Below are 12,697 nucleotides of genomic sequence, written 5' to 3'. Positions count from 1 at the left end.
CAGGGAGGGTACAATCAAATGAAAGTCTATGAAGAATTAACCGAGCTCATCGGCGGCACACCGCTTCTGAAGCTAAACCACCTGATGGAAAAGGAGGCGCTGAAGGCTAACCTTTTCGGCAAGCTGGAATTTTTTAATCCCGGCGGCAGTGTTAAGGACCGTATCGCCCTGTCCATGATCCTTGACGCAGAGGAAAAGGGGCTCCTTGCTCCCGGTGGCACGATCATTGAGCCCACCAGCGGCAATACAGGCATTGGCCTGGCTTTGGTGGCAACCCTCAGAGGTTATCACCTCATTCTGACCATGCCGGAAACCATGAGCATTGAGCGGAGAAGCCTGCTCAAGGCTTTTGGCGCAGAAATCGTCCTGACCGACGGCGATATGGCCATGCAGGGCTCCATCGACAAGGCCAGAGAGCTTAACCAGAAAATTCCAAACTCCATTATTCTGGAGCAGTTTGAAAATCCCGCCAACCCCATCGCCCATGAAAAGACCACCGCTGTGGAAATTCTGGAAGACCTGGACGGAAAGGTGAACATCTTTGTGGCCGGCGTTGGCACAGGCGGCACCCTCGGCGGCGTGGGAAAGGGTTTAAAGGAAAAAAATCCTGATGTGCAGATAATTGCTGTGGAGCCCTGGGGCTCACAGGTGTTAAAGGGTGAGCCCGCTGGCTTTCACGCCATCCAGGGGATCGGCGCAAACTTTGTCCCCGCTGTGCTGGATCTTGACATCATCGACGAGATCATTCCAGTCAAGGATGAGGACGCCTACACCTACGCCCGTGTGTTAACCAAAACCGAGGGCCTTCTGGTCGGTATTTCCTCCGGCGCCGCGGCCTGGGCGGCCATAGAACTTGCCAGGCGGCCAGAAAACGCGGGGAAAAACATTGTTGTCCTGATGCCCGACACAGGAGAACGCTACTTATCCACACCGCTTTTTAATTAAATAAAACCCGGGCAGGCCGGATTGCAAGGCACAGCAATCTGGCCTTAATCGACATTAACTAAAAAAGGAAGTGACTCTATGCCTATCAAAATTCCAGGCGATCTGCCTGCTTTTCAGATTCTCGAAAATGAAAACATCTTTGTTATGGACCAGGACAGGGCAACCACACAGGATATCCGTCCGCTGAAAATCGCTATCATGAACCTCATGCCCACCAAAATCGTTACCGAAACCCAGCTATTGCGGCTTGTGGGCAACACCCCTATCCAGGTGGATGTCACCCTTTTGCAGTCCGACACCCATGACTGCAAAAATACAGATCAGACGCATCTGGATACCTTCTATAAAACCTTCAGCGATGTACGTTACGAATACTTTGACGGCCTGATCATTACCGGCGCGCCCATCGAGACTCTCCCCTTTGAGGAAGTGGACTACTGGGATGAGCTGGTGGATATCATGGACTGGAGCCTGACTCACGTCTACTCCACGCTTCACATCTGCTGGGGCGCTCAGGCAGCTTTATACCATCACTATGGCGTGCCCAAGCACAATCTGGACCACAAGCTCTTCGGCGTTTTTGAACACCATCTTGAGGAAAAATACATTCCGCTTTTCCGCGGCTTTGATGATATTTTTTATGTGCCCCACTCCCGTCATTCCGAGGTACGGCGCGAGGATATCGAAAAGGTACCAGAACTCTCCATGATGGCCATGTCCGACGACGCGGGCGTGTACATTGTGACTGCCAGGGAAGGGCGGCAGATCTTTATCACCGGCCACAGCGAATACGACTGGGATACTCTGAAAAAAGAATACGACCGGGATATCTCCCAGGGTAAGCCCATCAATGTTCCCAATAACTATTACCCGGGCGACGACCCTGCGAAAAAACCCGTGGTACGTTGGCGCGGCCATTCCAATCTGCTTTTTTTCAACTGGCTCAATTATTACGTTTATCAGGCAACGCCTTATGACCTGGATAACCATCCGGATTTTGGCTGATTTGGTAAGGTATTTTGTCCATAAAAGACATACTCTGCGAACATTTTCCCTTTTCTGGGTTAATGATCCTAATTGCATTAACAAGAACAAACGCCGCTTGCAAAACCGTTTTTAGAACGGCACTGCAAAGCGGCGTTTCTGCATATTTAAATCACATACTACTTTATTCCCAATGTAATCTGATTTAAAATATCATCCAGTTTTTTCTTGCTGATAGAGTAGAAGGCCTCCTGACGGACTTTATGGACATCGGTCATTGAAAGAGCAGTCAGCTGCTTTAGATGGCGTGAGACTGCCCCCGGGGAAACCATGAGTTCATCAGACAGCATCTTGGTCGTCATTGGCTTTTCTGCGATCATGCAGATAATTTTCAAGCGTGTCTCATCAGCAAAGGCCTTGAAATAGGGGACAAGCTCCTTAACAATTTTATCCAGCTCTTCATTTTCCAGTATAATATTTGAACACAGCACAAGGTTAATCCGGTCATTGGTAAAAAAGTAATGCGGCGCGCAGAACAGGGAAGCATAAACCTTGATATTGATGAAAAAGTCCTCGAAAATATGATTGTATCCTGGGTACTTTTCATTTTTATCTGAATAGATGTACTTTCTGTTCTGGAAGGAAATACAAGGATGAATCCCACTGATAAAGGTTGAGAGATCTGTCTTTTCAAACAAAGCCTTTTTCTGGCTCAGCTCCTCGGCCAGTAACGCGGAGATACCCGGCCATTCTTCTTTAAAGACATTCTCCCACAGCTCCCGGAGCACTCCGGAGATACGTTTCCTGTAGGACTCAATATGGCCTAAAAAATCATAGGAGGTCTGTTTATCAACATATTCTGGCAGATAGCTGTCTTCCACTTCGAGAATAAGCTCGGGTTCCTTCATCCATTTATGCAGTGTGGAACGGCTGACCTTGTTATAGGGAAATGCCACCGCACAGTAGCTGGCGTCTGACAGCTGGTCCATCTTTTCAATCATCACCTCAAAGGGCTCATTCTCCTCATCAATGGTCAGATAGTGCATCATCTCCGGCGGAAAGGTCCAGCTCCAGGTGACCTTATCTAACGCCAGCACTTCCTCTAAAAATTCCGGTGTTATTTTTTCCCGCATCCGGTTAAACAGGGTTTTGTTATAAACATGGTGCGTCTCATTGGTCAGAATATGCAAAAAAAACGACATTTCAAAAATCGGATCAATATAAAAGGACGCAGTAACACGCTCCTCCTGACGAATGTTCGAATCATAATAGTTACTCAGCGGCATTTTTACCTCTCCTTACTACACTTCTCTCACGTAATCATATTCTAAGTTGTTCTACTTTTATTATAATCGAAACGACCCTAAAACTCAATAGTATATTCACATTTTGATAAATATATATTTGATCATTTCATAAATAACATATAAGCCAATTAATCAATCTATTATTGACTAATTAGTAAATATATGATATTCTTTACCTAGTTGATCAACTCAAAAATTTTTATAAGGGGAAACCGTCATGCAAAAGGAACAAAATATGAAAAAGTATTTGACGTTATTTGCACTCTGCCTGACCGGCGCAGTTGTCTATGAACTGCCTTATCTCAGCTATGGTTATTATGATTTGATGCTTGAGGCTTTTTCCATCGACAACACACAGATGGGAACGCTGATGAGCGCTTATGGGCTGGTCGCAATGCTTGCTTACTTTCCGGGGGGATGGCTTGCAGACAAATATCCAGCGAAGATCTTAATGATCGTCTCACTCGTTGCCACCGGCCTGCTGGGGCTGTGGATCAGTACTTTTCCATCTTATCCAATTCTTCTGTTAATCTATATTCTCTGGGGCATTTCCATAACCCTGCCGTTCTGGGCTGCCATGCTCAAAGCCACGCGGCAGCTGGGGGACAGCAGCGAACAGGGCCGTCTCTTTGGCATTCTTGAGGCCGGGCGCGGTCTCTTCCCGGTCTTTTACGGCTTGATCATTGTCTGGATCTTCAACAAGCTGGGCGCTGCTCTGGGGGCGATGCGCGGTGTCTTTATCGCGTATTCAGTCTTATGTTTTTTCGGAGCACTCGTCGCTTTTCTATTCATCAAATACGAAAAGGAGGAAGGGGAGCGTCAGAAGGGCGCATCTGGAAAGGAAGTTCTTCAGATCATAAAAATGCCCGGTATGTGGCTTGTTGCTTTGGTCATCTTCTCATCCTACAACATGTACGCCTGCTTCAGTTATCTCACACCTTATATGACTGAATTCTTTGGGCTGAGCGATTCGATGGGCGCCACTCTGTATCTCATCCGTTTTTATGCGATCGGCGTGGTGGGGGGCATCGCCTCCGGGTTCATCGCAGACAAGACCGGCTCAAACGCACGCGTCATTGCCATTGTATTTCTCATCGCTATCGCCGGTTTAATCGGATTTTTAGTGGTTCCTACCGGTCCAGCCAACCTGATTATGGTCATCATTGCCTTATTTGTTGTGGCAATCGGCATCTTTATGTCCCGCGGGATTTATTTTGCCACCATTGATGAACTCAATATTCCCATGCACCTGACCGGAGCCGCCATTGGTTTTGCCTCCGTCATCGGATTCATGCCCGAAGCCTTTGTCTATACTCTGGTTGGCAACTGGCTGGACACTTATCCCGGCACACAGGGCTACCACATTCTTTTCATCTATATGCTTGTCTTTGCCGTAGTAGGCACTGCCGCCGCGTTTGTTCTCTATAGACGCATTAAAAAGCAGAAAACGAATCCAGCAAAGGAAATTTCACAATGAAAAATTATGAACGCATTATATCAAAAAATGATATTGAAAATATTCACGAGCTGTCTTTAAAAATCCTGGGCGCTGTAGGTGTTCAATTTGAACATCCAAAAGCTCTGGAAATCCTGAAAGCAAACGGGTGTCGTGTTGACGGACAAAAGGTTTTCTTTGACCGCTTTATGATTGAAGAAACCCTTGAAAAAATTCCAGCTTCCTTTGAGCTATACACACAAGCCGGCTCCACAACGGTCGGCGGCGGAAGTATGCTGATGGAGCCTGTCAGCGGGAATATCTATATTAACGACGGTGAGAATATTCGCAGAACAAAAAACGAAGACACCGTCGATATGTTTAAACTCGCCGATACCAGCGACATCATCACAAGCAATTATCTGAATTATTTCGCTGATGAGAACAGCATGACTGAGGACGAGCATATTTTCTACCAGACAGCCATGATGCTTAAGTATTCAAACAAGGCGACACTGGAAATTTATCCTTTCCCACTTGGACTGCCTCATGCGTACGATTTTGAGGCAATGTACTGCCGCAGCTTTGAGTTTATTAACAACTTTTATGGAAACGATATGCCTCATGGTATCTACCTCGTTAATCCGCTGTCACCTTTATGCTATGATACCGATCCGCTGCAAAAGCTCATGATTATGGCGAAGCATGGAATCCCCATGATGCTGGCGCCATGCGCCATGCCAATGCTGACAGCGCCTTACTCCGTTTATTCCTTGATTGCCATGACCAATGCCGAGGTTCTGGCCGGCGCGGTTCTTACACAGCTTATCAAACCTGGCCATCCCATGGTTTTTGGAAACACCTCTGCCTCCACCAACCTGCGGACCGTTCAGCTGGCCATCGGCTCGCCGGAAACCGCCCTTGTAAGCTACGCACTCGCCGGGCTGGCAGACCTTTACCAGGTTCCCTTCAGAACCGCAGGAGGCTTGAGCGACGCCAAAGGCTGTGACGTGCAGGCTGGACTGGAGACCATGCTGATGTGCATGGCCACCCTTGATATAAAGCCAGACTACATCCTTCACGGCTGCGGCACAATCGGGAGCTTTAATGTCATGAGCTTTGACAAGTTTTTAATGGATGAGGAGGCCTACCGCATGGCCGCCAGATTCTTAAGGGGGATTGACACCGCTGAAGAAAAGTCCTGCTTCAGCCTTCTTTCAGAGGTTGGCCCGCGCGGGAACTTCCTGCACGGAAGGACGCCGAAAATGTTCAAAGAAGAATTCTTTGCGCCAAAGCTCTTAAACAAAGAAGACCCCAACCAATGGCAAAACTCCGGCAGCAAGCCGTTAACCGACGCCCTGATGGAAGAACGTATAAAACGCATCGCTGCATATAAACCGCCAAAGCTGTCAGCAGAACAGGAACGCCTGGTAAACCAATATATTCCAAATCAATATCGAGAAACATTATAGGGAGGAACTATTATGAACTTTACGTATGAACCATTAACCGAAAAACAGGTAGAAGCGATCCACCAGGCCACACTGGATGTACTGTGGGAATGCGGCGCTGAGATGAACCATCCGGCAATCCTTGAAATTTTCAAAAAACACGGCGCAGCCGTCGAGGGGAATATCGTCAAAATTCCCGCGAACCTCATCGAGAATGCCATCAAATCCACACCCGCTTCCTTTATTCTCGAGGGTGTTGATCCAAAACATTCCGTAAAGATCGGCCATAATGACCATCCGATCATGGCGCCGAACACCTGCTCTCCTTTTATGATTGATGATGATTTTACAAGACGGAACGCAACCTTTGACGATCTGAAAAATTTCTTTAAGCTGGCACAAACCAGCGACGTCTGTGAGCTGGGTTCCACACTTCTTGTTTTTCCTGTGGAAAATGCGACGCAGCACGAAAGCATCATGCAGCCGGTTTATGACTATTTCACACACTGCACAAAGGCCATGGGCCTGTCCAACGCCTGTGTCGAAAATGTCTGCATGGCGCAGGAAATCCTGGACGTTTTAATCGAGCAGGAAGATGTGAATAAAATGTATGTCTCCCTCTGTCCCATTTCACCGCTGCGGTTTGAAGAAAACCTGTTAAACACCCTGATAAAGGCCATCGAATTCAGACAGCCCATTGAATGTGTTCCCTGTTCCTCCGCCGGGATGACCGGACCCCTTAAGGCCATTGACGACACGGTTTTATCCAACGCGGAAAACCTGGCGCTGATCACGCTGGTACAGCTTATGGCTCCAGGCCTGCCAATGATTTACTCCGTCTATTCTGCCATCACCGATATGCGGACGCTTCAGCTTTCAACCGGCGCGCCGGAAACCTTTAAAATGCTGGCAATGTGCCGCGAAATGGCAAAATACTACGACATCCCATTTGAAATGCCGTCAGGCGGGTCTGACGCTAAGGCCTTTGACGTTCAGGCGCCAATGGAGAGCACCTTGGGAATTGTCAATGCCTTTGCCACTAAAACCGATACCTGCACCTTTATGTTTGGAAGTCTTGATACCTTTAACAGCGCCAGCTACCGCAAATTTATACTGGACGAAGAAACCGTCCGGAATGTCCAGGCCTATATAAAGCCTGTCGATGACCTTAGAGATACTACCGCCAGCCTGATTACCAGAGTAGGGCACCACGATACCTATATCAAGAATAAGGACACCCTCAAAAACTACCGGAAAGAGCATCACTTCCCGAAATTCTCACACCGCATGTCTCACGCCGATTATGTAAAAGAACATCTGAGCATCAATGACCGACTGGACAAAATCCTGAAAGAGCGGCTTGAAGCTTACGAAAAGCCCCCGATTGACAAGGATAAGCTGAAAAAGCTGGATGCCATCCGGGACAAATATCTGTAAAATATCCATTACAAAAAACCTGCTGCAGTCTGAATGATAACCAGACAGCAGCAGGTTTTTCTAATAGGTCAAATATTTTCTTTTTTATTCCCATACACAGTTTTCCAGATACTTAATATAACACAGCATATCTTCAGTAATGGTAACGTCTTTTCTTTTAATCCATCCAGGAATCATCCTGTTTTTAGCGTTATCAATCGGTATTGCAACGACTCGCTCATCCCCTAATCCTTTAGAAAGCAAGCCACTTCCCACAGCGAAAGCATCAGAATTTGCCAATATATTGATCGCTGTTGCCCGTTCGTAGACATATATAATTCTCGAAGGCCTCTCGAGTCCCCATATCCGCACTTCGCCTGAATAGTCGAAAGATACCTTTGAATCACGGTCAAAAGAAACGCAGGGAAAAACCGTTAAGTCTGAAACCGAAACCTTTTCTTTATGCGCTAATGGATGTGCATTGCGCAAAAAGACATGAGGGTTAATTTCCAATAATTTATGAAATTCTATCTTTTTCATATCAAGAACTTTTTTGATATAACGTTCTGTCATATCTGTCAGGAAGATAATCCCTATATCACTTTCTTTATCATACACTTCATTGATCACTTCGTACATATCTGTTTCCTTAATACTGAACTGATAGGTTTCTTCATCTGCGAGAGATGTTAAGTGCTTCAAAAATGCTTCTATTGCAAAGGGGAACTGCTGTGCAGCAATGCTCAATTGGTGGTGGCAAACCGGTTTTTTGTTAATCAGCTGCTGTTCTAACAAATCTTTTTGCATAAGAATACTTTTAGAATACGAAACAAAATCTTTACCCATATCTGTTAATTCCACGCCTTTATTGTTTCTGGTAAACAAAGTAATATCGTATTCATTTTCAACTGCCTGTATACTTGTACTGATCGCTGACTGCGAAACAAAAAGAGCTTCTGAAGCTTTGTTAATACTGCCATATTGGGCCACTGCAACAATATATGAAAGATGCTTAAATGTCATTGTTTTTCCTCCTCTCTCACTATATATTATATCAAAGTAACAGTTAATGTCAATCTGTTATCTATTTTTCTTATAGCTAAGTATCATTTTTTTGTTCTAACGATTACATTTTGTCTGTGCTATACTAAGAAAAAAAAGAGGAGTTGAGGAGTTATGGAACCAAAAAAAAGAAGGAAACAACAAATTTTAGGAATGCTTACACTGTGTATCTGTGGTGCAGCAGTATATGAACTGCCATATCTAAGCTGGTCTTATTACGACGCGGTACTGGCGTATTTTAATGTCAGCAATGCTCAAATGGGTACTTTAATGTCTGTATTTGGAATCGCCTGTGTTATCTCTTATTTGCCCGCCGGCTGGGTCGCGGATCGTTTTGATGCAAATAAACTGATATCCATCGCCCTTGCATCAACCAGTACAATCGGGATAATTGTAGCTTTGTTTCCATCGTACAATATTCTTTTATTCTGCTATGCCGCTTATGGAGTAACCTGTACAGTGCCGCTCTGGTCTGCAATGATGAAAGCCACTCGAGAATTGGGGGATCCAAACGAGATGGGTCGTCTCTATGGCTTTCTTGAAGGCGGCAGGGGCTTATTACCTGTAATATATGGCGTTTTTATTATTCCGATCTTTGGCATGCTGGGTGAAGGAGCGGCTGGCTTTAAGGCTGTTTTGTGGTACTTTATCATTCTGGGATTTCTTTGCAGTATTTTGGCGTTCACCTGTGTTAAAAAGTTGCGTGATGATGGAGAGGATGACAGTATTAAAAACGAAAGTCTGCAGCATACTTTCAAAGATTATTTTGATATGCTGAAAAACAAAAGTCTTTGGCTGCTTACACTATTGATGTTCTGCTGTTTCATGGTTTATGAAAGCTACAGCTATGTTACACCCTATTTAACAAATTTCTTTGGTGTCAGTGAATCCCTCGGAGCTGCCATTAGTCTTATAAAATCTTACGGCTTAGCTGTCTTTGGAGGAATTGCAGCAGGATTTATCGCAGATAAAATTCACTCAAATCCAAAGGTTATTTTCTGTGGCTTCACTATAATGGGGATTGCTCTTGCAACTTTTCTTTTTGTACCCGCTACACCAAAAATGATCGCTGTTGCGGCTGTAGCCATCCTTATCTTAAGCCTCGGTTTATTTATGATCCGTGCCTTATACTTTGCGGTTATCGACGAAATAAAGATTCCTTTAAAATATACGGGAATGGCTGTAGGCTTCGCATCTGTCATCGGCTGCCTGCCGCAGATCTTTATTTATCCAATCACTGGAAATCTTTTAGACGCTTTTCCTGGTATTACAGGATACAAATACATGTTTATTTATATGCTTTGCTCGGCCATTGTAGGCGCAGTCGCAACCTTAACATTGTATCGTATCATTAAAAAAGAAAACAAAAAAGCTTAAGAAACGAGGATTATAAAATGCTAAAAAAAGACTTAAGGACAATCGGTTCAGACTTAATTCACATGGCAATAGAATTCGGCGCTTCAAGCGCGGGAATCGCAAACATTAAAGACCTAAAAGGAGCGCCTTCATTTGTTATGATGCCAGAGCGTCCGCATATTGACCGTGTTGGCGCAATACCATACGAAACCGGCCTGCCTGAGGGCGTAGTCGCCTGGGAAGAAGGTATGAAATCCGTTTTAGTGATTACCTATGCCCATTCTGAAAAAGAAAAACACCTGGACTGGTGGATTGATGAAAAAAATCCGCTCGGAAATAAAAAACTTATGGAGATTAATAAAAGGGTTTATGACTATATCAACAGCACCTACAAAGGTGTGATGGCGAAGCCCTTAAACTACTATGTCGAAAAGGGGGGCGTCTGGCTAAAGGATTCCGCTGTGATTGCAGGCTTGGGCGTAATTGGAAAAAACAACCTGCTTGTCACCCCTCAATATGGTCCACGCGTTCGATTAAGGGCCATGTTCTTAAATATCGACATACCTTCTACCGGACCGCTGAACTGGGATCCATGCGAAAACTGCGCAATGCCCTGCAGAACAAGCTGTCCGCAAAATGTTTTTTCAGAAAAAATCTATTCAGAAAAAGATTACTCAAATATTTCAGAAAACAACCTCCCTGGCCGAGACGGCACATACAATTTAAAAACGTGTGACATACAAATGCAAAAGGATGAAGAAGCCGATAACGCTTCAAAACTCGAAATTGAGGGTTACGGGAGGGCAGAATCCATCATTGACTACTGCCGTAATTGCGAGCTGAACTGTCTTGTTGGACGCGGTTTCTAAAATATTTTTTATACAAAAGACCTGTTATTTTCTTAATAACAGGTCTTTTAATATGAAAAAAATTACGATAGCTAACTCTAACTTATCCACACCAGGCCACTTGATTTTTAAAAACAAAAATTTATTTAAAATAACTTTGAAAAGAGTTATGCACAATTAAGCTTGCAAATTTATAGAAGAGGGGATATAATGATAAAGTAAAAGCAAATAAAAAGTGCGGCATCCGGCAATGTGCGGGAACACATTACCGGCCTGCGCAGGTGAAGACACCACCATACACAACGGCCCTCCCGGGCACGTACCGCTTATTTATTATATGCCATTTTGTGTTTTATCACAAGTGATTTTTTGTACTCCAAAGTAATAAGGCGGTGTATTTGTGTAACGCGTTTTCGGAGAAAGAGATCGAGGGGACTTCTGTATCCTTAATTCGTTTTTTGAAGCTGTGTATGGTCACGTCTGGCCCTGCACGGCTTTTTTGTTTGCCGTCTGCGGGACAGCGGGGCTGAACCCCTGTCCCGCGGACAAAAACACAATGACGGAGGAAAGAAAAATGCAGGAACTCGACCACAAGGCCATTGGCCTTCGTATCCGCAAACAGCGGACCTTTTTAAATATGTCACGGGACCAGCTGGCCAGAAAAATCGGCATCACACCCACCTTTCTGGCCGATATTGAGCTTGGAACAAAGGGCTTTTCACTCAAAAGCCTGAATTATTTCTGCAATGCCCTCAAAATGTCGTCGGACGCGATCCTCTATGGCCCGCGGGAGTACATGGGTACAAAATATTCAGCCATACTGGAGCTGCTTGAGCGCTGCCCCAAAGATAAAGGCAAATACGCAGAAGAGATTCTGACCCTGTTTCTGCTGAGTCATGACCCGGTTGAGGAAGTACCGGAAGCCCAAAAATAAAAAAAGCAGCCCGCCACGGCTGCTTTTTTACGCTGCAAAAACAATGTTTAGTCTGCTTTATTCAAACAGCACTTCTTATACTTTTTTCCGCTGCCGCAGGGGCAGGAATCATTCCGGCCAACCTTTGGCGGGGCGATGATGGGCTGCTGTTTTAGCGGTTCACAGGAAAAATCAGGCGCCTCTGTCACCGTCGTATAGTGGTCCTCCGCGCTCCTGCTGATGGCCCGGCTTTTTTCCAGCCATTCGCCCGCTTCCTCCGTTTTGCCAAGAATGGTGCAGACCTCGGCTATCTCGTCATACAGGAGGTCGATATCCCGGTAGTGGCGCAAATCCAACTCAGGCTGCTTGGCGCATTCTGCCAGCACGGCATCAATTCCCCTTTTATAAATGGTGTAAGCCCTCTCATTATCGTCACCGTGCCTTCCGCCGTATTCTCTGGCGTAGTCTGCCCACAGATAGACATCTTCAGGATATTCCTCGAGCATTTTTTCAAAAAGAGCGTCTCCCTCTTCACGCTTTCCCAGTAAATAATAAAGTTCTGCCAGGTTCTGATCAATATCTCCCGTGCTCCAGCACCGCTGAAACTCTCCGAGCATCGTCGTGCAGAAGATTTCCCGCTCCCGTGCTTTACCTCTTCCTGAATTTAAAAAAGCCATCTCCAGATCGCCAATCCAGTTCCCAAAGCTGACATATGTCCTGATATTCGTCTTGCTGTCAAGGCAGGCCAAAAAATTGCGGTTCCCCGTTTTACGGTTTTCCTCAACGAACTTTTCCCATATCGGGTACCAGATATCAATGGTTTTATCGTTGTTTTTTTCCACGAAGCTATACCCTCTCCGCATTTCCTTCATCAAATCGGCTGTTTCTTTTTCTGTAAACATTTTTTCCCCTTAATCTGCTTTTATTTGTAATGGTTTAATCATAATACATTTCGAAGTAAATTATTCTTACAAAAAAAT

11 protein-coding genes are annotated in these 12,697 nt (G+C 45.2%); 8 read left to right on the top strand and 3 right to left on the bottom strand.

All coding sequences use genetic code 11. The annotated features are described in order from the left end of the window. Window positions 1–18: 18 nt before the first annotated feature. Together cysK and metA are read left to right on the top strand one after the other, a co-directional pair. Window positions 19–945, top strand: a complete 927-nt coding sequence (cysK, locus tag B2M23_RS03840) for a cysteine synthase A (protein ID WP_038353420.1) — start codon at window positions 19–21, stop codon at window positions 943–945. Window positions 946–1,023: 78 nt separating this feature from the next. Continuing rightward, on the top strand, window positions 1,024–1,950 hold the full coding sequence (gene metA / locus B2M23_RS03835; RefSeq protein WP_038353419.1) for a homoserine O-acetyltransferase MetA: 927 nt from the start codon (window positions 1,024–1,026) through the stop codon (window positions 1,948–1,950). 158 nt (window positions 1,951–2,108) lie between these two features. On the opposite strand, the gene B2M23_RS03830 is transcribed toward metA, so the two are convergent. Then, on the bottom strand, window positions 2,109–3,215 hold the full coding sequence (locus B2M23_RS03830) for an ArsR/SmtB family transcription factor (RefSeq protein ID WP_038353418.1): 1,107 nt from the start codon (window positions 3,213–3,215) through the stop codon (window positions 2,109–2,111). A gap of 238 nt (window positions 3,216–3,453) precedes the next feature. Here B2M23_RS03830 and B2M23_RS03825 point away from each other — a divergent pair, with 238 nt between their 5' ends. From B2M23_RS03825 to B2M23_RS03815, 3 genes are read left to right on the top strand one after another with little or no spacing between them, the layout of a single operon-like run. Further along, entirely contained in the window at window positions 3,454–4,713 is a 1,260-nt protein-coding gene (locus B2M23_RS03825; RefSeq protein ID WP_038353417.1) for an MFS transporter, read from the top strand. After that, complete coding sequence (locus B2M23_RS03820; protein WP_038353416.1) at window positions 4,710–6,143, top strand: trimethylamine methyltransferase family protein; 1,434 nt, start codon at window positions 4,710–4,712, stop codon at window positions 6,141–6,143. The genes B2M23_RS03825 and B2M23_RS03820 overlap by 4 nt, the downstream gene beginning before the upstream one ends. A 12-nt stretch (window positions 6,144–6,155) precedes the next feature. After that, a complete protein-coding gene (locus B2M23_RS03815) occupies window positions 6,156–7,559 on the top strand; it encodes a trimethylamine methyltransferase family protein (protein ID WP_038353415.1) in 1,404 nt (467 codons plus the stop codon). A gap of 84 nt (window positions 7,560–7,643) precedes the next feature. On the opposite strand, the gene B2M23_RS03810 is transcribed toward B2M23_RS03815, so the two are convergent. Continuing rightward, window positions 7,644–8,561, bottom strand: a complete 918-nt coding sequence (locus B2M23_RS03810) for a LysR family transcriptional regulator (protein WP_038353414.1) — start codon at window positions 8,559–8,561, stop codon at window positions 7,644–7,646. Window positions 8,562–8,714: 153 nt separating this feature from the next. On the opposite strand from B2M23_RS03810, the gene B2M23_RS03805 reads away from it, so the two are divergent. The 3 genes from B2M23_RS03805 (at window position 8,715) to B2M23_RS03795 (ending at window position 11,738) form a co-directional block, all read left to right on the top strand. Beyond that, entirely contained in the window at window positions 8,715–9,977 is a 1,263-nt protein-coding gene (locus B2M23_RS03805; RefSeq protein ID WP_038353413.1) for an MFS transporter, read from the top strand. A 17-nt stretch (window positions 9,978–9,994) separates the two neighbouring features. Then, complete coding sequence (locus B2M23_RS03800; RefSeq protein ID WP_038353412.1) at window positions 9,995–10,825, top strand: hypothetical protein; 831 nt, start codon at window positions 9,995–9,997, stop codon at window positions 10,823–10,825. Between the two features lie 553 nt (window positions 10,826–11,378). Continuing rightward, window positions 11,379–11,738: a helix-turn-helix domain-containing protein gene (locus tag B2M23_RS03795; RefSeq protein WP_081571347.1), complete on the top strand. Its 360-nt coding sequence runs from the start codon at window positions 11,379–11,381 to the stop codon at window positions 11,736–11,738. A 47-nt stretch (window positions 11,739–11,785) separates the two neighbouring features. Here the strand turns inward: B2M23_RS03795 and B2M23_RS21665 are convergent, their stop codons facing one another. Beyond that, entirely contained in the window at window positions 11,786–12,619 is an 834-nt protein-coding gene (locus B2M23_RS21665) for an SEC-C metal-binding domain-containing protein (protein WP_052237392.1), read from the bottom strand. Window positions 12,620–12,697: the final 78 nt, after the last annotated feature.

The organism is Eubacterium limosum (genome assembly GCF_000807675.2).
GTDB classification, from domain to species: domain Bacteria; phylum Bacillota; class Clostridia; order Eubacteriales; family Eubacteriaceae; genus Eubacterium; species Eubacterium limosum.
The sequence above is the reverse complement of the archived record's forward strand: the minus strand, read 5'-3'. Positions and strand labels throughout refer to the sequence as shown.

What these genes read in the sequence shown, in the direction of transcription:
- B2M23_RS03810 (WP_038353414.1), bottom strand. Translation starts at nt 8,561, where the DNA reads ATGACATTTAAGCATCTTTCATATATTGTTGCAGTGGCCCAATATGGC.
- cysK (WP_038353420.1), top strand. Translation starts at nt 19, where the DNA reads ATGAAAGTCTATGAAGAATTAACCGAGCTCATCGGCGGCACACCGCTT.
- B2M23_RS21665 (WP_052237392.1), bottom strand. Translation starts at nt 12,619, where the DNA reads ATGTTTACAGAAAAAGAAACAGCCGATTTGATGAAGGAAATGCGGAGA.
- B2M23_RS03825 (WP_038353417.1), top strand. Translation starts at nt 3,454, where the DNA reads ATGCAAAAGGAACAAAATATGAAAAAGTATTTGACGTTATTTGCACTC.
- B2M23_RS03815 (WP_038353415.1), top strand. Translation starts at nt 6,156, where the DNA reads ATGAACTTTACGTATGAACCATTAACCGAAAAACAGGTAGAAGCGATC.
- B2M23_RS03830 (WP_038353418.1), bottom strand. Translation starts at nt 3,215, where the DNA reads ATGCCGCTGAGTAACTATTATGATTCGAACATTCGTCAGGAGGAGCGT.
- B2M23_RS03795 (WP_081571347.1), top strand. Translation starts at nt 11,379, where the DNA reads ATGCAGGAACTCGACCACAAGGCCATTGGCCTTCGTATCCGCAAACAG.
- B2M23_RS03800 (WP_038353412.1), top strand. Translation starts at nt 9,995, where the DNA reads ATGCTAAAAAAAGACTTAAGGACAATCGGTTCAGACTTAATTCACATG.
- metA (WP_038353419.1), top strand. Translation starts at nt 1,024, where the DNA reads ATGCCTATCAAAATTCCAGGCGATCTGCCTGCTTTTCAGATTCTCGAA.
- B2M23_RS03820 (WP_038353416.1), top strand. Translation starts at nt 4,710, where the DNA reads ATGAAAAATTATGAACGCATTATATCAAAAAATGATATTGAAAATATT.
- B2M23_RS03805 (WP_038353413.1), top strand. Translation starts at nt 8,715, where the DNA reads ATGGAACCAAAAAAAAGAAGGAAACAACAAATTTTAGGAATGCTTACA.